Raw genomic sequence first — 21,040 nt, forward strand, 5'->3', positions numbered from 1 at the left:
GATTTATCGCTCAGCTGACTTCCTGATCCGCACCCCGTTCAGGCGTCGTCCTCTCTTCCCCGCCGGGCGGGAGAATCGGATGACGGATCGTAATTTTGGTTCCCTTGCCTTCCTGGGTCTCGATCCGAAGCTGGTAATCAGGGCCAAAATAAATTTTCAGCCGTTCGTTCACATTGCGCAGTCCGACGCCGGATCTGCCCGCCATTTTTCGATTGCCGGCCGTATCGTTCAACTCCTTCAGCACCTCTTCCGGAATTCCCTTGCCGTTATCGCTAATATCGATGACCAGATCCCCCTCTTCCACGCGGCCGGAGAGGATGACCTTGCCCTTCTCGAAATTGCCGCGGATGCTGTGCTGGATGGCATTCTCGACCAAAGGCTGCAGCAGCAGGCGCATGAATGTCATATCCAGCATCTCTTCGTCAAAAAAATACAGCACGCGCAGCGGCATGCCGATGCGGGCCTGCTCGATCTGAACGTAGGCCTTCACCTGCTCGACCTCGCGTCCGACGGTCGTAATGTCTTTGCCTTGGTTCAAGCTGAGCCGCAGCAAATTACCGAGTGCCGATACCATCTCCCCAATATCGTTGCGCCCGTGGTTTTCCGCTTTCCAGCGGATCGATTCCAGCGTGTTGTAGAGAAAATGCGGGTTGATCTGGTGGCTGAGCACCTGAAATTCCAGCTCCCTTTTCGTTCGCTCGGCGCGCGTGGACTGCAGGATGAGATCTTCAATTTTCCGGACGATGCTGCCAAAGCCGCGGTACAGCCAGCCGATCTCGTCCTTGCGGTTCTGATGCGGAATGAGCATGCTGAAATCCCCTTCCTCCAGCTTGCGCATCAGCCGGACCAACTGGAAGACCGGCTGGGTAAAATTCCGTGTGAGATAGATGACCACCCCAACGGCACAGAGCATATAAGCGATCAGAAAAAAGATCAGCAGTCTCTGCATCGCCGTAATAGGCTCCGTCAAAGCGTGCATCGGCGTCAGACTGACGATCGTCCAGGGCAGGCTGTCCATACGGACGAAGGCGATCAAATTTTTCTCGTCATAAATGGACAGCGTCTCAACGCCCTCTTTGCGGACATTCCGCATCGCCAGTAATTTGGGGGACGGCAGCTGCTCTCCTGTCCACTCGCTTCCCGCCGAATCGTATACAATTTTCCCCGTTTCGTCGACGATCAGGAATTTCTGCCCCTGCAGCCGTTTGGTCGGCGAGAAGAAGCGGCTGAAATGGTTATCCGCCAGATCGGCAACCACCAGCCCCCTCGGCGTTCGATTATGCAGGCTGGTGAACGTTTTGACATAGGAGAGCAGCGGACCGCGGTTCGGCCCTCCATCCACCGATAGATGCCAGATCGGGAGCGTACTGTTCGCCGCGTTCTGAAACCAGTCTTCATTGCGGGTCGAGGTCGTCACTTCGAGCGCCCTCAAGTAAGTGGGATAAGCTTCGGAATTCAGCGGATAGACGCGCAGCTGCAGGGCATCCATCTGCTTTTTCTTCTGGTACACAATGTTCAGGAGGTCCACCGAGGCCGACACTTCATCCTGGCTGCTGGCCGGCGGCTGCTCGAGCAAATCTTGCAGCTTCTTGTCTCCGATCAGCTCGTTCATCTGGTCGTTCAATTTTGCCAAGTATGCCTCCAGATTGATCTTGGACTGCTCCAGGTAGCTCATGGAGAAGGTAGCATTGGCCTGCTGGATTCCTTCCACCGACTTGGTATGCGCGTAGGCCGAGAACAAAATGAACGGAACGATCGTAATCGCGAGAAAGATCAGTATCATCCGGTTCCGCAGCGAGGAGGCCAGCCGGAGAAAAGACCTAATCATCCAGAATCCCCTGCAGGCGGCGGAATTCTTTGGGCGTTACGCCGACCAGCTTTTTGAACAGCTTCGTAAAATGGACCGGATCCTTGTACCCCACCTGATTGGAAACCTGATAAATTTTATATTTCGTATCGCCCAGCATCTCTTTGGCCCTGGCAATCCGGACGCTCGTCAGTTCCTCGATGAAGGTGCGGCCCTTTTCTTTTTTGTACAGCTTGCTGAGCCAGATCGGCGTCACGTGAACGGCCGCGGCCACCGACTGCAGCGACAGATTTTCGGCGTAGCGGGTACGGATCATCTTTTCGGCCTCCTGGACGATCTGGCTGGAGGAGGTCGCCATTTTGCGGAAGTCTCCCGCCAGGGACAGCAGCCGGCTCTCCACCTGATCCTGAAGCGACTGCAGCGTGTCGTACTGCTCCAATTGCTCCCACAGACCGATCGGGTCCTGCTCCCAGGAACGGTCGGGCCACCCGGCCGACGCGGCCGTACGATAAATTCCCATCAGCCATTTGAACAACTGCTGCTGGATATCTTTTAGATTGGGCAGCTCCCACGATTTGACCATATCCTCAAAGTCGCTCATGGATTCCGAAATGTCGGCGTCCGTTCCGTACTTCACCAGATCAAGCACAGCCCCCGGCTCCCGGATCGTCAGCCTGCCGACCTCTGCGGCTCCGTCCTCCACGCTGCCGGTGAAGACCCGGTTGCCCCCGCAGACCACCTTTTGCTCCAGGGACTCGGTGCAATCCACGTAGAGCTGATGCAGTTTGTTCAGCTCTTTGGGTGCGGGGCTGATCCCGATGCTGGCCTTGACCTTCACGAATTGGTTGATGCGAAGCAGGCAGGTCTCAGCGATGGTACGGCATGAATCAAGCATCTCGGGATCGGGGCAGCCGATGACGGCCACCCACCGCTCGTGCGTATCCTTAAACAGGGCCGACGGCATGTTCAATTGCTCGGCAAGCGTATGGCTGACGACATTGCCGATGCCGAACAGGACAAGCTCCTTCTCATCCGGCATGCCCGGCCGGGCGGGAAGCGCTCTTAGGTCGTCCCCTTCAATGGCCATCAGCAGCAGCGGCATCCGGCTCATCCAGTCCAGTCTCAACGACTGCAGGCGGTGGGAGATGCGGGTCTCGCGGTACGGATCGTATTCGTTTTCCACCATTTCGCGCAGCAGCTCCTCCTGAAGCTTCGGCTCCGCAAACTGCACCTGGTACGTGAGGCGGTCTTGCGTTTGCTGCTGCAGCCGTTCCCGTTCGATCGCATCCACCGCTTTACGGACGATCCGCTCCAGTTCATCCAGTTTGATCGGCTTCAGGATATAGTCCATCGCTCCAAGCTGGATCGCCTGCTTGACCAGGCTGAAATCGTCGTAACCGCTGATCAGCACCGCTTTCCACAGGTAATCCGGTAAAGTATGCAGCTCCGCCAGAAACTCAAGTCCCGACATCCGGTTCATCTTGATGTCCGTCACGATCAGATTCGGCTGATGGCGACGGGCCATTTGCAGAGCCTCATCCCCATCCGAAGCGGCCATGACGGCGCTAACGCCGTATTCATTCCAGGGGACCCGCTTGCGGAGCCCCTCGCGAATTTCAAATTCATCGTCCACGATTAATACGCTGATCATAAAGGCATCCTCCCCTTGTCATGAATGTTGATGCTGTGCCGCCAGGAATTGGTCGACCTGACGCTGCACTTCCCGGATAATCGTATCCAGCCCATTATCTTGTTGCAGCATGCGGTAATCCGACAGCGCCTTGGCGACATCCGGCACCATGCCGTACTCGATCGATTTGCCGTAGTCCTCATAGATCTGGTCGCGCTCTTCAAGCAGCGGACTGATCGACTGATCGTTTAGCAGCAGTCCCTCCACGGGAGAATCCACATTCACGGGCAGCTCCGCAAAGCGGGCTTCCTCCTTCCAGAAGTCCCCCGGGTACGTTTCGGTGGGGCGCAAAAATTGCGGTTTCCACAGCGCCCACTGTCCTCCCCAGTCCATGTAGTTGCTGGTGGAAAAGTTCAGGTTATCCGGGTACTTGACCTTCCCTCCGTCCAGCTCATAGGTTTTCCCCTGAATCCCATACACGACAAGATCAAACAACCTCTCGTCCGTCTCCAGCATATCAAGAAACCGCAGCACCAACTCCGGATGCTCGGCATTCCGGTTGATGGCCACGACGTTTGCGATCGGGCTGCGGTTGACCGTTTTTTTGTCGGGGTACAACAGCGACATCTGCTGCCTGTAGCTTGCATCGGCAAAACCCGGATCGGCTGCATAGGCCCACTCGTGGGAAGTGAGCGTGAACAGCATTTTTCCGTTGCGCCATTGATCCGCAGCGTCTTCGGTATCGATCTTTGAATCGGGATTTAGAATTCCGTCCTCGTACCATGCCTTGCTCATGAAGGCTGCATCCGCGTAAAAAGGCTGATCTTCGATCGCCTGCACTTTGTAATGAGGGTCATTTAGATAAAAACCGAGGCCGTGAAAACCCAAGTCCACCCATTCGTCCCGGACCACGTACAAGGGGAGTGCCGGAATCCGGCTCAGCTTCTGATTGGGATAGGCTTTCTTCAGGTCGTGGAGAAGCGAATCGACATCCTCGGCAGTCCGTACCGATTCAGGTTCGCGGTAAATTCCCGCCTTCTCCGCCAGGTCCACCCGCCATCCGGCATAGGGCCGCTGATTCATCTTGATCGACCAGGGCAAACCGACGATATCCCCGCCAATCGTGGCAGAGGGCAGGTTATGCTGCTGCCGGTATCGGTCATATAAGTGGGGCGCGTACACCGGAAGAAGATCATTTAATCTCAAATAGGAACCCCGGGACGCCATTTGCTTAAACGAGCCTTCCGAATCGAAATTCAGGTCCCACCGGTCTCCTGCCGCTGCCATGACCAGCAATTTCCCCGAATATTCCGGCCAGGGAATGAAATTGACGGAAAATTTGACGTTCAATCCTTTGGTTTTGACGTAATCGCTCACGGCCGCCCAAACTTCATCCGTCGCCGCCTTTTTCTCGCCGCCGAAATAAAACTTTAGCGTCGCTTCCGGCTCGCCGGACGTGGCGGCCGCATCGCCGAAAAGAGAGGGGCCGTCCATGCGGACATCGCCGCCGGCTGCGCAGCCCGCCAGTCCGGATGCCAGTGTGATGCACAGCAGACAGGCGGCGAACCATCCCCGAATTCGCCAAAAGGACATAGTTACTCTTCCTTTCCGCATCTATTTTGTAACCGTTTTCACAAAAGAGTCCAAATGTATTGTGCGGCTCTCTCTTCGATCTACAAAGATTAATATAAACGAAGTGCTGTCAATGGACAATGGGACGATATTAAACAATCCCGTCATATATTGGCCGATGTGTCCGCCCACGGCAAATAGCCCCAACAAAGTGGAGCGATCGCTCTCTTATATCTTCAAAAAGAAAGCTGCCGGACTGATGTCTGCCCGGCAGCCTCCCCTCTCTTATTGCTTCAAGGTGGCTCTCACTTCCTGCGTTTTCTTGTTCCATGTCTCCGTTTCCGGAATGATGTCATTGATATCCCGGTCGCCGAAGATAATGTCGTTCAAGATGTTGTTATAATTGTAGTCGTTCCACCCCGGCACGGTCAGGCCGGATTGGATTTTGGCGTTCTTTTGGGCAATCTTGACGGCTTCGATATTTTTGCCCTGCCAGATCGGAGCCTGATCGTAGTAGCTCGTCAGCTCGGGATCGATGACGGAAGCATTGGCTCCCTGGTCGATTTTCCACTTTTGGGCTTCCGGCGTGAATTGGAAGCTAAGCCACAGGAAGGCTTCCTCCTTATGCTTCGAACCGGACAGAAGCGCCAGCGGTCCGTAAATCGAATACCCCGGCTGGCTGACCTTGCCTTTCGGGAACGGAAGAACGTCCCAGTCGAATGTCGCTTTTTCCTTCAGGGTCGGCAGAACCCAGTCGCCGCCGATGGCGAAAGCCGTTTTCCCGTTGATGAAATCCTTCGTCACGTTGCCGCCTTCTTCCGCGGCTGCGTTGCTCTGCATCGACCCGTCCTTCGTGACCAGCTCCTGGAACCATTTCACGTCGTTCATGACGTCCGGCGTGCTGAGCATGCTCTGGGTCAGGTCTTCGTTCATGTATTGATGATTCGCCGCATGGCCGTCGGCAATCGCTTTGGAGGACAGCAGGCGCATTTGGATTTCAGGCTGTGTCGTAATGCCGTATTCGCCGGCGCTCGGGTCGGTCACCTGCTTGGCGATGTTACGGAAGTCGTCGTAACTCCAGTCGTTTGCCGGCATATCCACGCCGTGTTTGGCCAGCAGATCCTTGTTCACCAGCACCCACATCGGGACGTCAACCATCGGTACGGCAAGCTTCTTGTTGTTAAACATCATCGTTTCAAAGAAGCCGTCAGGGAATTTGGCGTTCTTGAAAATATCGCTCTTCTCGATGTAAGGCGTCAAATCTTCGATGAGATTGTTCTGCTCGAAGGTGATCAGATCGCTGTCAATCTCGGTCACGTCGGCAGGCGTGCCCGCTGCTTCCAGCGATGCGATGATTTCCATGATCGGCTGCGAATTGGTCACCGGTACCTGCTCAATGGTGATCCAGGGGTATTTCTGATGAAACAAGTCGTACAGCTCGTCATAGGTTCCGTTTTTCCAGGAAATGAATTTGAGCGTAACCGGATCATGCTTTTCCTCTGCTGCCGGCTGGTTCGGCGCAGGCGTGGGTGCAGGTTCATTGCCTGTTCCAGACGGTGAAGCGCTGTCATTATTGCTGCTGCACCCGGCAAGGGTGAAGGTCATGAGCATGACCATCGATAAAATGGATGACGCGATGCGTTTTCTTTTCAATCCTTATTCCTCCCCAATTTGATTTCATCGGATGCTGACGATACCCCTTCGTTCCCAAGCTATACCTGCTAGGTCGGCATTCCCCCTTTCAATGCTTCCTTCAGAACGGCATGCCAAGGCCTATTCCACGATCCCTGTCCGTTCAATGCCGGTAATGAACCAGCGCTGCAGAAACATGAAGATCACGAGCGGCGGAAGGATGATCAAGAAGGCGGCACCCATTTTGGTGCCTTCGGTCACCGGATTGCTGACCAGGTCTTTGCTGCCGAGCAGCGACGGGTTCAGCACATCCTCCAGCTGGTCCAGCCGGATGGAGAGCGGCGTGAAGCCCTTGGCCAGAAACATCGAAGGCTCATAGTACATGTTCCAGTACCAGATGAACGAGAACAGAAAGACGACCAGACAGGCCGATTGGGCAAGCGGCAGCATGATCCGGAAATACAGCCTTGCAGCGGAAGCGCCGTCCAGTTTGGCGGCCTCCTCCAGGCTGGGCGGCTGCGCCCTGAAGAACTGGCGGAAAATAAGGATAAACAGCGCTCCCTTCAGCCCCTGCCCAAAAATCGCCGGCACGAGGAAAACAAACAGCGTGTTGAGCAGGCCCAGCTTGCTGAAAATCACATACAGCGGAATAATGATCACCTGCGGCGGGATCAGAAACGTCAGCAGCACCAGCGCCGTGATCAGCCCTTTAAACGGAACAGCCAGCCGGGCGAGCGCATAGCCGGTCATCGAGCATATCAATACCTGGACAATCGAGCAGCTCAGGGCGATAAGAGCGGTGTTCCGGAGGGCTTCCGGATACTGCAGCCCTTTGTAGGCTTTGGTCAGGTTCTCCCAGGTGACGACCCGGGGAATCCATTTGACGCTGGGGTCCAGCAAGTCGCTGACCGTCTTCAGCATCGTGCTGATCATATAGAGCAGCGGCTGCAAGTACAGATAGGCCACGATGGACAGCAGCACATAAATGACCATTTTCGCCAGGAGACCGTCCGACAGATTCCTGCCCAGCATGACCATCTTGTACTTCTGCGCCTTACGGCTCCACAAGAAGCTCGTGGCGTAATTTCTGGCCCTTTGAACCCATGGTTCCGTATTCATGGTCTTCCTCCCTTGAGCCGCATGCTGCGGCTGAATAGTCCCGTCACGAGCGCGAGCAGGACGAAAATAAAGCCGAAATAAATCCAAGCGAGCGCACTGGCGTAGCCATATCCGGTGTCGACTTTGAACATGTTGTCCTTAATGTGCTTCAGGACCGGATTCAGCGGGAAGGTAAACAGGTCGATGATGGTATAGAGCACGTTCAGGCTGATAAACGGAACGCTGGCCGGAAGCGTAATCTTCCAGAAGCTCTCCCATGGAGAAGCGCCGTCGATGCGTACTGCTTCGTAAATTGACGGAGAGATCGTCTGGAAGCCAGCGATGAAGATCAGAATCTGCACGCCCGAGTACCAGAGAATAAGAACAACACGCCCAAGCACTTCCATGACCGTTTTGGCCAATTCTCCCCCGACATACTGCCGGACGACAGGCTCCAGATTGTACTGGTCCAGAAACGGTATATCGCCGGCGCCCTGCGTAAACAGCTCGGACAGCACCTGCCCTGTCGCAAAGATGACCGGGAGGAAGAACAGCGCCCTGTACACGAACCGGCCGGGGAACTGCTGGTTCAGCAGCAGGGAAATCAGCAGGGCAAAGATGACGATAATCGGCACCATCAGGATCATTTCCTGAAAGTAGGTGATCAGCTCGATCGGAAACACGTTGTCCTTGAGAAAGGCATCGCGGTAATTTTGCAGACCAAGCCACGTATATTTGAATCCCCCCGGCACCACCGCGACCTTGTGCAGGGACATGAACATGGACCAGCCGATCGGAATCGCCACAAACACGCAGAATCCAATGATCCAGGGGAGCATAAACAGCAGTCCGACGCCGTAGCGCTTCAGATGATATTGGGCCGCTTTTCGTTTAAAATCCGGAACGCTGCTCATTTCCCCGCTCCTTTCTCCACGGTAAAGTCCTTGACTTCGTAATCCACGATAACCCTCGTGCCGTCCTCATAAGTGGTGGCATACTTCTGGCCGGACAGCTTTTCATGACCGATGATCTTCATGGCATACAGCTGGCTCAGTGAATCGAACTTCGCGTATTCCTCCTCGATCCGGCGTTCCCATTTATCGAAACGGCTGCTGTACAAAAAGTTCGAGGGAGTGTCCTTCAGCTTGCGGGAATCGTCATGGGTCACAAAGAACGAGGGCAGCGCCCCGTATTCGATCGCCCGCAAAAATTCGGCATCCTCATCGTCGCGAAGGTTGCCGTCCCCGAACGTATAAGGAACGAAGCCATGCAGCACGATCGGGTAAAAGGGAACCGTCTCGTCGATCATGAAATCGTAGCTCGATTCGGACGGCAGCCCGTCAATGTAATCCGTTTGGCCGAGCGCATAAGCATCCCCTTGGTTGACCGACGCGCTTCCCAGTGCCTCCCGGGTATATTTCAGCAGCCCGTCGTAGACGGTTTTTGCATATTCCCGGGTTTGGATGCCGGAAGGCTCGTAATCGTTCAGCAGCATCTCGCCGATTCCGCTGAAATGGATGCCGCCCACGCCAAGCTTCTTCAGCCTGTTTACCGTATCTGCCGCCGTTACCGCCGTATAGGCGGGCTTGGCGATATACCAGCCGTCGTCGACATAGGCGGTCCCGTCGATCCCCCGGATGGCGTCCGTCTTGCCGGAGAAGGAGGAATGGCCGTCGACCCAAAGGAAGTCCTCGCTGAAGCTGACAGGGACGCCCCGCTCCTTCATCCCGGAAATGAACGTCTTCGCGGCCGCTTCGCCGCCAAGCGCCGGATCGATCGGAAACCGCTTCTCCATGTTATAGTCACCTTCATTCTGCCAGCCGTAGAATATAGTGCGTAATGAAGCGACGCCCTTGCTCTGCAAGGTGCTGACGATATCGCCCGCCTGCTCGAAGGTCGTGGCGGCCACATACCGGATTCGGCCAAAGGCCTTTTCATAATTGCCGCCCATGATTTTCAGGTACAGCGGCACATGCTCCACCGGCTTCAGCGCCTCGGTAAGACGGCCGGTCTCCTGCAGGTAGCTCCGGTAAGCTCCCGCCATACCGACATAATCCGCGTCCGCGCCGTTCAGGAACCGGTATTCGACCTCCCGGTCCCGGTTCAGCCGTTCCTTCTGAACGGCCTTGCTCGGCGCGGCCAGCCGGCTCATCCGGTAGAGATATTCTTCGCGATAGATTTGACTGGAAAATACCTGATAGAATGACGACTTGAGTCCGGGCGCCACGGCGGATACGTTGGCGGAATCTTCCCCCTTGGTCATGACGGCCAGAAAGGCATGGTCGCCCTTCTTCAACCCGAACACAGGGTAAGCGATGTCTTCCCTCCGTTCTCCGGTGCGCGTCCCATTCTCCTCATTGGTCACCTCGCTGCCGTAAACCTGATGCGAGTAACCCCGGGTAAGGCTCGCATGCTCCTGATCGAAGCGGATGAGTCCTCCAGGGCCGTCGGGAACGAACACATAACCATTCTCTTTGGCGGGTGCGGCTCCAAAATAAGGCAGCACGTCGAGCGAGAACAGCGCAGACGCTCCTTCCTCCCGAATGCCGGCCGCAGGCACCTTGACCTTGAGGCCGCTGTCCGTCAGCTCATACTGCATGACAAACCCCAGCTGTTTGGCGGGAAACAAGTATTCGATTTGCAGCCCCTCAGGCTTGCGGATCATGGCGATTTGCATGCCGGCCGTCTGGTTGCTCAGCGTCTCCCTGACCGTCTGATCGGCTCCTTGCGTCCGGACATGGGTCAGCAGAAAAGGGGATTGCAGGTTGGCCAGCAGCTGTCCTTTGACCGTTTCACCGGCCAGCTCCTCCTTGGTCGGATTGCTGGTCCAGCGGTAGTCGGATGCCTTATCCAGCACGGCGATCTGGGTGTTATCCGGGCGGACGTACAGCGCATAATGTTCGTTCTCAAGCGCCAGCGCATACCCGTCAGCCCCTGCGGCCGGTTTCCAGGGATCGCCCTCATACAGGGCGTCCGGAGTCGGAAGGTTCGCGGCGATGCCCGTTTGGGAGAATCGTTCGGCTGTCGTTTGCTCCCAAGGCTTGAACACCAGCAGCAGAAGCACGATCAGAAGAACCAGTACGATGGCGGCAGGCCATTTTGCTTGGCGGAATCGTCGTTTGGCAGCGTTAATGATAGATGTTCACCTCTTTGTAAAGCTCATAGAAAAAGTCATACAGGTTATAGGACAATCCGAAAATGATGAAGCCGAACATCCAGATCGTCAGAATTGCAAACACCGAGATAGCCGAGTTTTTCAGCGTCTCCAGGAAATCGAAGTTGTGGATCACCTGCGTCATCACGATGAACATGACGAGCAGCCATACGGTCATGATCGTGTTCAATGCATGAATGATGACAGCCTCATCCAGCGATGCGATGTTAGACAGCAGGATCGTCGGGACCGAAAAGAACACATAGGGCGACAGCGCATAGACGCTGCCCTGGATGACTTCCCGGAACCGGCCCTCCCCGTCCTTGATGCTGCAGACCAGGTAGTTGGCGATGATCCAGGTGACCCATGGCAGGGCAAACAGGCCGAGTTCCTTCATCAGATTGACTTCCGAGAGGTCGACAGGATGGAACAAAAACCCGGTCAGATAAACTCTGCACAGCTTGATGCCGATGACCAGGAGCAGCAGGGAAATCGTGATCCAGGCGGGAATCCTCGCCTCCTTGATTTTGTAGAACCCCTCGTAAGGATGGATCAGGACGTAGCCCAAATTACGGATGTACGCCAGCGGCTCCTTCCAGGATGCCGGCAGCGGACGCCTGCGCAGGAACCAGCGGATAAGACGATAGCCGAAGTAAAGGGCAAGCATCACCGCGGCCAGTCCGGCCACCAGGGCGACAAAATGGCGCTGAAGCCATTCCATCCGGATCTGCCAAAAAGCCTTCGAATAGCCGTCGGTATCGAAAGCGGCTTTCATGTAGCTCAAGGCTTCGTCATTGCGGTCCTCATGCAAAAACACTTTGCCCAAGCCTTGAAAGGTCCCGTTGTACATATCGTTGCGGGCATAGACCGCCTCCCAGTACGGTTTGCTCTCTTCATATTTCCCTTCGGCATACAGTGCGAGCGCCTGAAGCGCGCTGCTGCCGAAAGCGGTACGGACGTATTTGTGGACCGTATTGGTACCGCTGTCGGATATCCAGATCGCATGATCCGAGTCGATGCCGATCCCGGTCGGATAACCGAGCACGCCGTACTGCTGCGTCTCCTTATCGATGTCGCCGAACTCGAACATGGCCTCGCCGCTGCGGTCATAAAGATTGATGCTCATGGAGTCGAGGTCGATATTGTACAGAAAGCCTTCCGGATCAACGGCAACGTCGACGATGCCGTGTCCGTTCACCAGCGTCTTGTTTTTAAAAGCGTCCACCCCGCCTGCATTCAGCTTGCGGATCGCTCCCTTCCCTTCCCCGCCGGCGGTGGCCGTGTACACAAATCCGTCCGGATCAATCGCCACATTCGTAATCGGCTTGGGAAGCGCGCCCTTTTCCTTGGACAGCTGCTCCTTGTTCAGCACCAGCTTCTTCAGCCAGTTCAGCATCGACTGATCCGCCTTGTTCGCACCGAAATAGCCCATGAATTCGCCTTTCGGATTCAGCCTGACCAGTCCCTGGTACGAGGAGTTCAGCTGGATGTACATCACGCCGCGCCGGTCTACGACAAGCTTGACAGGGACAAAATGCTCCGAGCCGAGCAGCGGGGTCTCCGGCTTCTTGTACTCCCTCTGAAACCGTCCGCTCCCGTCAAACACGGCAATCCGCTGATTTCCGGAGTCCGCCACGTACACCTCGTTGTCCGGAGTAACGTATACACCTTCCGGTCCCGAGAGCTGGCCCTGGCCCTCGGCGTCGCCGATCGTCCGGAGCAGCGTGCCGTCCGGATTCAGCACCGCAATGCGGTCTTTCTTCTTGTCGGCGATATAGACCCGGTCGTCGGCGGCGATATCGAGATCAGCCGGCTCCCCGAAATCGGCGGAGATGGCCCCGGCCGGACGGTATATCGGCTGGATGCGGAACCAGGACGACTGGTTCGAGTCATAATAGGATGTCATATATGGAGGTTTGGCCATAGCGGTACCCGGCAGGGACGTCAAGACGGCCATAAAGACTAGCAGTAATGGAAACCATTTTTTCATCGTTCCGACTTCCTTTGCTGATGACATTACTTGATACCGGAATGGACCATCGTCTCAAGCACTCTGCGCTGAAAGAGCAGGAAAATGATCAGATTCGGGATGAAAATAAGCAGCCCGGCCGCCGCCGCCATGTTCTGCCCCGCCACGTTGTTCTGCAGACCGCTCAGCAGGCTGTTGACGTAGAAAGCGAGCGTCCGCATCGTCTCCTTTTGCATGAACAGGGTTGAAGTCTCCACGTCTCCCCATACGCCTTGGAACGTTAAAATCGAGATGGTCGCGATCGCCGGGACGGACAAGGGCAGAATCATGCGCACGAAGATGCCGACATGCCCCGCGCCGTCAATCCGGGCTGCCTCCATCAGATCGCTCGGAATTTGCGAGATGAAGCCGACGAGCATAAACACCGCGACGGGCGATGCAAGCGACGGCAGGATATGCCCGAGATACGTATTGTTCAGCCCGATGCCGTTGATGACGAGATATCTCGGAATGGATACCGTTTCGGGCGCGAACATCAAGGACAGGGTAATCAGCGACATGATGAGCTGTTTGAAATGGAACTGGTATTTGGCCAGAACATAAGCCGCCATCGTACTGACCACCACGACGCTGACCAGTGTCAGCGAAACGACAATTAGGCTGTTGAACAAATACCGTGTGAACGGCACCGTCGCATTGGACGCATGCAGAAAGAGCGTTTCGAAATTGTGCAGGGTCGGATGCCGGACGAAAAACCGCGGCGGAAACAGGAACAGCTCGTTTTGCGGCTTAAACGCATGATTGAAGATGAAAACGATCGGCAGCGACATGAACAAGGCCAAGGCGGTAAAAAGCGTGATCAACATGACCTGAAAGGGCGACGCCGTGCGGAGCCGGCGCAATTTGTGCATCATGGGCTTACAGTTCCTCCTTCGAGTTAAACATCCGGTAGGCAAACCTCATCACGAAGTAACTGAGGAGCAGCAGAATGACCGAAACCGCTGAAGCATAGCCCAGTTCGAACCGGATGAACGCGTAATCGTCGACATGGTTGATGATGAGGTGCCCCGCGTACTGCGGCGTAATCGCCATCCCGGTCAGCTGGGTTGAAATGCTGCCGGCCTTCAGGGTCGAAACGATCGTCATGACGGCGCTGAACAGCATTTGCGGTTTCATGGACGGCACGGTAATGTAGAACACTTCCTGCAGCCGGTTCGATATCCCGTCAATCCGTCCGGCTTCATACAGCTCCCGGTTGACCGTCTGCAGACCCGCCAGCATCGCCAGGAACCCTACGCTGAAGCTCATCCAGAGGGATACCAGAATCATGATGTTCAGCAGGTACTTCGGATCCTGCAGCCAAGTTACCGGGGAATCGATCCAGCCCATATTCAGCAGGAAGTTGTTCAAATAACCGACGCGGTCGCCGCTGAAAGCGGCAATCCAGACGACCGTCAGCGCCACGCTGCCCGCCATCGACGGCGCATAGAACACCAGCGTGTAATAATCGCGAACCTTCATCGGCAGCTGATGAATGAGCCAGGCAAACAGGAAAGACAACAGATACCCGCCTGGTCCAACGATCAGCGCGAACACGAACGTGTTCGGAAGCGCCTTGGTCAGAAAAATAATGTCCTGCGTAAACAGCGCAATAAAGTTGTCAAAGCCGATAAAATGCAGCTTGCTGAATCCGTCGTAGGACGTGAAGCTGAGCGTCGCAGCCATCACGACCGGAATGACGATAAAGACGAGAAAGCAGATGAGAAAAGGAGCCAGGAACGCGTAGCAGAAGGCATCCTTCTTCAAATCCAGCACAAACCGTTTCAGCTTGACCGCTGCCGGGTATGGCGGCTTCGCAGCGGGCAAAGCGGGCGTAACTTCTGGTTTCACAGCTTAGCCTCCTCCCAGTTAAAAGGTTCGGTAATCTGCGGCACGTGCAAGTTTCCTCCCGCAATGCCGAAGTTCCGCTGCCTGCGGTCCATCTCCCGCTGCAGCGACAGGCTGGCCTCTTCCAGCGATTCGCTCGCCGGCACGCCGTCAAATACCGTCTTGTTCCAGGCGAAGTCCATTTCACGGGCCAGGAAGTAGTATCCTGGAACATTGGGCAGGTTCGCCGCCCAGCGGGCCTGTTCCCGGATCGCTTTCAGGTCTTCGGACGGCCAGCTCAGCGATTTCATCGCCTCAACATTGGCTGTATTCCAGCGGTACTCGATGCCGTAGTACGACTCCATGTCCCCGGCATACCTCGACTGGACATCCGCCGAAGTCCACCATTTCAGAAACTGCCAGGCCGCATCCTTCTTGTCGCTCTTCTTCATGATCATGGCCGTGGACAGTCCTTGCGGCGACCAGCGGGCCACTTGACCGTCCGGCTGCTTGATCCCCGGCAGGGGCGCGACTTTCCAGTGCCCCGTAATCTCAGGCGCAGCCACCTGCAGCTGCACGTACGTGTTGAAATCGGATATGCCGATCGGGATATCTCCGTCGCGGAAATGCTGGAAAAAAGCCGGTATGTCGATCGGCAGGTTGAATTTGGTGTACAGCTGCGTCCACTGCTTGAACGCTTTTTGCCCCGAATCGCTGAACAGGCTGGACTTCAGCCCGTCGGGCGTATACGGCGATGCGCCGTTTTCGAGAAAAAGGGTGGCGAAATCCGCCTTCGGAACATTCATCGTCATGCCGTTCTCCTGCAGCGTCGGCAGGATGTCAAACACGTCGTCCCAAGTGTCCGGTGCTTTCAAGCCCAGGCTCTCGAAAATATCCGAGCGGTAAAACAGCAGCTGGAAGTTCTGCACCTCCGGCAGGCCGTAAGTGCCGCCGTTGTAGGTCAGGGCTCTCGACGCTCCCGGGATGAACCGTTTCATGACATCGGCAAATCCCGGATAAGAGGACAGGTCCTGAACGGCGTCCCGCATCGCATAATCAGCCGGTGTGGCCTCTGCCAGCCCGAGCGCCACGTCGGGCACGTCGCCGGCAGCATTGCCCAGAATCAGCATGTTGGGATTCGGCATGAGATTGATGTTGACCTGAATCCCCGTTTTCGGCGTGAAATCCTGGCTCACCAGCTCCCGCAGCTCGTCAACGTAATCGCGGCCGCGGCCGACCCAGATCTCCAGTGCCCCGTCCTTCTTCTCCCCGTCCAGGTCGTAATCCATCGTAAAGGAGCGGGCGAAGTCGGCGATGGAATACGGAATCCGGGAGAGCGCCGTAGGCTCTTTGAGGCCGGTTTTGGCATCCGGCGTCCGTACCACGAAATAATCGAGCATCAACGGCTGCTGGGTCAGTGTGGACATCCAGGTGCCGATGTTGGCCTGGATCGTGGAGAAATCGTTCACCTTGTTCGGAACGTTGTTGACGTCGGCCGCCATCTCTTCCAGCATGCTCACCGCTGAAGCGATCGCTTGCGACAGGTCGGAGCTGCCTTCATTGACGCGGTTAATGTAGTCCCGGATCAGCTTCAGGCGGTCGATCAAGGATTGAAGCGTTTTGCCCGCATTGGGATCGTATTTATTCATATCCCAGGTGCGGCTGGCATCCAGGTTGGCATCCGAGGCGCTTTTGCTGTAATTGCCGGTGATGAGCCGGATATGACGGTCGAAATCCGAAATTTGCTTCAGGGTATCCTTCAACGCGATCAGAATCGGCTGCATCGTGCTTGAATCGGCCGTCATTCGCATCGTGTGGGTCCCTTTGTTCAGGTAAAACTGATAGGGCCTGCCTTCCGCATCCGATATCGCCGAGATTTCAAATTCCTTGTGATACGCCAGACCGTAATGAAGCAGCTCTTCGAACGGGACTTTTCCGTCGATTTCGATCGTCCGATACGCTTTGAACCCCGATCTGTAGTTTTGGAAGTTTTTCAGATCGATGACGTACCAGCCGTCGGCCGGAATTTCAAAGCTCCACTCCACCCACTCGCCCGGCTGCTTCCAACGGTTCCCTCCGAGCACATTATAGGTGATGCGGCCCTTGGGATCCGGTGAAATGTACGGCTCCGACCAGCGGTCCGTCTGAATGGACAGGCTCGACTTGCGCTGGAACTGCTCGGCTTCCGTCTGCTTGAACCAGCTCTCTTGGACCTTCATCGCAGGCTGCTGCTTGACATATTCCGCATAGGCCGGGATCGGCTGCTGGGTCCGGAAATAAATGTCCCGGATCGCGACAGCCCCCCTCTCTCCGGTCAACCGGAGCGTGTGCTGCCCGGGCTCAAGCCGGTACAGAAGCGGCCGGGAAGAAGCCGAATAATCGCTTGCCGCCTTGTCCGTCCATTCGGGGAGTTCAATCTGCTGGGGACGGACCTGCATCCCGATTTCGTTGACTTCGTACGGATATTTCGCGTCCTTCCACATCCGTTCCAGCTCGATGCGCTCTGATTCCGGAAAAGGGTATTGCCCGTCGATCATGGCCCCGCGGATCACGGAGCTTCCGCTGCCCGGCAGCGCCTTATAGTCCAAATGGAGCTCATACCAGCCAGCCTCACGGACCGTAAAGGTCCATTCTACCCAGCCGGATTCGTTGCTCCAGCTCAGCATGTTTCGACCGCTCTCGGTCTCCTTGGCCAGGTCCGCATCGGTGGATGCCGCCTCGTAATTGACCGGATCGAGCCGAATAGACTTCTCTTCCGCAGCGGCATTTTCGCCTTCCTGCCCCTTCATGAGCTGGGCGTAAGGGAGCTCGCCTTCCTTGCTTGCCAGATCGAGCAGGTCGGCGGCGGTGACGCTGGTGGAGTAAACCACAGGCTCATCGGCTGACAGCCAGCGGACGAGTCCGAACAGAAGCGCTGCAATGATCAGCAGTCTCAGGGAAATGCGCGCGAAGCGGGGCAAGGTGCGTTTCTTCATACCTCACCTCTCCCCACCAATTCCTCCGTACTCTCATCGAAAAAGTGGATTTTGTGCATCTGCAAGCCTACAGAGACTACGTCCCCGGCGGCGTACGTCTGTTCAGGATCGGTACGGGCGATCAATGGATAGGAGCCGATTTGCACGTAAACATAGGAATCCGCGCCGGTGGCTTCCGTCATTTGCACAAGCCCGGTAATGAAACCGGCTTCCTCCGTGCTGCCGCGCTTCAGAATGACGTGTTCCGGCCGCACGCCCAAGATGACGCTGCGGACGGTTTTCGGGGCCCGTTCAAAATTTCTGCCAGTGGCCTCAGGCAGGAGCAGCCTCATCCGTTTGTTGGAAAAATAGTAATCTCCGTCGTTTTTCTCGATGGTGCCGTTTAGAAAGTTCATCTGGGGCGAACCGATGAATCCGGCGACGAAAACATTCGCCGGTTCGTCATACAGCTTGCGCGGCGCGGCCACCTGCTGAATGACCCCGTCTTTCATCACCACGATGCGCGTGCCCATCGTCATCGCTTCGACTTGGTCGTGAGTGACATACACTGTCGTCCGCTTCAAATCGCTCTGCAGCTTGATCAGCTCGGCCCGGGTCTGCGCGCGCAGCTTGGCATCGAGATTGGACAGCGGTTCGTCCATCAGAAACACCTGAGGCTCGCGGGCGATCGCCCTGCCGAGTGCGACCCGCTGCTTCTGGCCGCCGGACAGCTGACTCGGCTTGCGGTCCAGCAGATGGGCGATTTCCAGGATGGACGCCACCCGCTTCACGCGCACATCGATTTCATGCTTCGCCGTCTTGCGGAGCTTTAGGCCGAGGGCGATATTTTCATAAACGGACAGATTGGGATACAGGGCATAATTCTGAAAAACCATCGCGATGTCGCGATCCTTGGGGGAGACATAATTGATGAATCTGCCGTCCAAATACAGCTCGCCGCTGCTGATCTCCTCAAGCCCCGCAAGCATGCGAAGCGTCGTCGATTTGCCGCAGCCGGAAGGTCCGACCAGAACAAGAAATTCCCCTTCTTCAATGGACAAATGGAAGTCGTTCACGGCGGGGCGGGATTCGCCCTTGTACCGTTTGAATACATGATTAAATGTAATGCTTCCCACCGTTCTCACCTCACGCTATCTAACTGCCGTTTCTTCTTTAATGGTAGCGCATTCATCACAGGGCCAAAATGAGGCGGAATTAATGTTTGCAGTCCATTTTTAACGTGTCTGCATTTAGGCTGTAGCTGGCCCACAAATTTGCCGAATGCCGGAACCGCTGCGCCGACCAGGATGCCAAAAAAGCCTGCGCAAGATCGCTCTAAAGCGATCCTTTGCACAGGCATACAAGTACTGTATTGAATATGAATGAGCGGTTACCGGTGGCTTGTCGGATGCTCGGCCGTCAATGGAATCTGGCCTTTAAACAACCGGTTGATGTCGCCGGCCAGCCGCAGGTAAAAGTCCGATGAGACCGATACCCCGTCGGCGTCCAGCGTCAGGAAATACTGATTTGTCGGAATCATGGAGCTGTTCTCGGCCATTTTGGCGATGGCGGTGCCTTCATCGTACTCGTCGAACATCGCGATGTACCCCGTTTGAATCCCGGTGCTCTTGACGTTATACGCCTGCTTCCACATGAAATCGCCGTGCAAGCGGGGGTTTTCGTTCCGCGGTCCGCCGGTCATGTTCGACCAAGCGGATCCGGGCCAGATGACCGGCTGATACGCGATGCCGTTTTGCTGGGTGAAGGTAAAATCCGGGCCCAACGTATCGTTTTTGAAATCATCCGCACCCTGCAGCGTGCCGAACCGCGCGACCGACCAAGGGGAGATCATATCGAACGATTTGTAGACATTCATGAAATCCGGCTTAGAATCCCTATTTCCGGTTCTCCAGTAGGTAGGAACGCCCCCGATCACGTACACGCCCTGATTTTTGAACCATTGGATCAGCTCGGCGGATTCTGCGGCCGTTCCTGGACGATCTGTAAAGCCAATCCCCCAAATGCAGACGACGATTTTTCCATTCTGTTTGGCATAGGCCGGGGAAGAGGTCAGGTGCATCGTATTGACCACGTTCGTTGACCAATCATGCTTAACGGCGTTGACCCAGTTGCCTGCATTCATCCCCGTAATGTCGTACATGACATAAAACTTGCGGTTGTACGTTTCGGCCGCATTTTTGACCTTGACGGCAACGCTGTCCCGGTTGGTCTTCCAGCCGTTTGGAGTATCGCTCTCGTCGGCCCCGAACCGCTGGAGCGCTGCACCGTCAATGTTGTACGTCTTCATCCATTCGAAATGCTTGTTTACCGTGTCCTGATCGTACGAAGAGAACAGCTTGGCCGGGCTGCCGTTGCCCAGATTGGCCAGGTCGGTCTGATACAGCTTCGAATATTCGCGAGTATCCGGATACAGCTCGAAATTCACGTTTCCGCCCGCAGACGGGGCGCTGCTGTTTTTGGACCAATGCACCCAGCCGCTGTTAGGCGACCCGTCCCCCGCTGCATTGAACCAGCCTTGGTAGCCGGCAAAGAGGTGGCCCACGACGTCTCCGTCACCGGAAGAGCCGCTGTTAAACTTAAACCACAGCACATTAAACAGATTGCCTGTCCCACCGGTAAATTTTAAATACAGTGTATGCACCCCGGTGACGGAGCTGACCGGTGCCGAGCGGGTCACCCAGGACTGCCACCCTCCCGTACCCGGAACCGTCACCGTGCCGATCAGCGTTCCGTTCGGATTGTCCAGCCGTACCTCAATCTGCCCCCCGTTATTATTGCTGGCTACCCTCACATCGATGGAGGAAGCGCCGCTTCCGAAGTCCACGTTCGAAAAGGCGATGTAATCGCCGTTATCGATAAACGCCACGTTCTGTCCGCCTTCGGTGGAGTTTTCCAATTGAATGCCGGATTGCGAGCTGAAGCTGGAAGCGGGCGTTTGGCTGAAGGCCGATGCGGCCAAGACCGCCCCGGGGAATAATGACAGCACCATGACAACCAGCATAATGGCAGACAAACTTCTGAAAACATATTTTCGGACTGGCGGAATGTACATCTAATTTCCCTCCTTGATTCATTTGAGCTGCTGTATACGCGCCCCTTGCGCGGACTCAACCTGATGCCGACCTTTCGGCAGCCTGGATCATTCTGTCTTAAACCCCGGAGCTGCGCTGCCGGAACACTTAAGTTGAGCGTCCCTCCTTTCCGTGGATCCGTCTCTCTTTCCTCTCCACTCCCCTAGCATACGATTAGGCGCCACCCGCCTTCCATGAGGCGATTTTAAACTATTCAGGCCTTATGAAAAGAAAACGCGACTCCCGCCTCTTCACCACCCCCCTGA

At 55.9% G+C, this 21,040-nt stretch carries 13 protein-coding genes; all 13 read right to left on the reverse strand.

Translation table 11 applies throughout. The features are described 5' to 3' along the window. Positions 1–10: 10 nt before the first annotated feature. A complete protein-coding gene (locus tag MKY74_RS00505; protein ID WP_076172913.1) occupies positions 11–1,828 on the reverse strand; it encodes a cache domain-containing sensor histidine kinase in 1,818 nt (605 codons plus the stop codon). Then, positions 1,821–3,458 (reverse strand): response regulator transcription factor, encoded by a 1,638-nt coding sequence (locus tag MKY74_RS00510; RefSeq protein ID WP_076172912.1) that lies wholly within the window; start codon positions 3,456–3,458, stop codon positions 1,821–1,823. The genes MKY74_RS00505 and MKY74_RS00510 overlap by 8 nt, the downstream gene beginning before the upstream one ends. Positions 3,459–3,476: 18 nt before the next feature. Further along, entirely contained in the window at positions 3,477–5,030 is a 1,554-nt protein-coding gene (locus tag MKY74_RS00515) for an extracellular solute-binding protein (RefSeq protein ID WP_076172911.1), read from the reverse strand. Between the two features lie 264 nt (positions 5,031–5,294). After that, positions 5,295–6,662: an ABC transporter substrate-binding protein gene (locus tag MKY74_RS00520; protein WP_076172910.1), complete on the reverse strand. Its 1,368-nt coding sequence runs from the start codon at positions 6,660–6,662 to the stop codon at positions 5,295–5,297. Positions 6,663–6,782: 120 nt separating this feature from the next. After that, positions 6,783–7,760 (reverse strand): carbohydrate ABC transporter permease, encoded by a 978-nt coding sequence (locus MKY74_RS00525; RefSeq protein WP_076172909.1) that lies wholly within the window; start codon positions 7,758–7,760, stop codon positions 6,783–6,785. Beyond that, positions 7,757–8,653, reverse strand: coding sequence for a carbohydrate ABC transporter permease (locus MKY74_RS00530; protein WP_143811899.1), 897 nt, complete (start codon positions 8,651–8,653; stop codon positions 7,757–7,759). The genes MKY74_RS00525 and MKY74_RS00530 overlap by 4 nt, the downstream gene beginning before the upstream one ends. Next, positions 8,650–10,803, reverse strand: a complete 2,154-nt coding sequence (locus MKY74_RS00535) for a DUF5696 domain-containing protein (RefSeq protein ID WP_076172908.1) — start codon at positions 10,801–10,803, stop codon at positions 8,650–8,652. The genes MKY74_RS00530 and MKY74_RS00535 overlap by 4 nt, the downstream gene beginning before the upstream one ends. A 64-nt stretch (positions 10,804–10,867) precedes the next feature. Beyond that, positions 10,868–12,883 carry a YIP1 family protein gene (locus MKY74_RS00540; protein ID WP_076172907.1) on the reverse strand — a complete coding sequence of 672 codons (2,016 nt, stop codon included), beginning with the start codon at positions 12,881–12,883 and terminating at the stop codon, positions 10,868–10,870. A 26-nt stretch (positions 12,884–12,909) separates the two neighbouring features. Further along, positions 12,910–13,776, reverse strand: a complete 867-nt coding sequence (locus tag MKY74_RS00545) for a carbohydrate ABC transporter permease (protein ID WP_076172906.1) — start codon at positions 13,774–13,776, stop codon at positions 12,910–12,912. 4 nt (positions 13,777–13,780) lie between these two features. Beyond that, entirely contained in the window at positions 13,781–14,752 is a 972-nt protein-coding gene (locus MKY74_RS00550; protein ID WP_244169327.1) for a carbohydrate ABC transporter permease, read from the reverse strand. Further along, the gene (locus MKY74_RS00555; protein WP_076172905.1) at positions 14,749–17,703 is read right to left on the reverse strand and encodes an extracellular solute-binding protein; all 2,955 of its coding nucleotides are present in this window, start codon (positions 17,701–17,703) and stop codon (positions 14,749–14,751) included. The genes MKY74_RS00550 and MKY74_RS00555 overlap by 4 nt, the downstream gene beginning before the upstream one ends. Then, positions 17,700–18,818 (reverse strand): ABC transporter ATP-binding protein, encoded by a 1,119-nt coding sequence (locus MKY74_RS00560; RefSeq protein ID WP_076172904.1) that lies wholly within the window; start codon positions 18,816–18,818, stop codon positions 17,700–17,702. The genes MKY74_RS00555 and MKY74_RS00560 overlap by 4 nt, the downstream gene beginning before the upstream one ends. A gap of 254 nt (positions 18,819–19,072) precedes the next feature. Beyond that, positions 19,073–20,755 (reverse strand): carbohydrate-binding protein, encoded by a 1,683-nt coding sequence (locus MKY74_RS00565; RefSeq protein ID WP_084203994.1) that lies wholly within the window; start codon positions 20,753–20,755, stop codon positions 19,073–19,075. Positions 20,756–21,040 lie beyond the last annotated feature (285 nt).

Source organism: Paenibacillus sp. FSL R5-0378, assembly GCF_038009285.1.
In the GTDB taxonomy this organism is placed as follows: domain Bacteria; phylum Bacillota; class Bacilli; order Paenibacillales; family Paenibacillaceae; genus Paenibacillus_AQ; species Paenibacillus_AQ favisporus.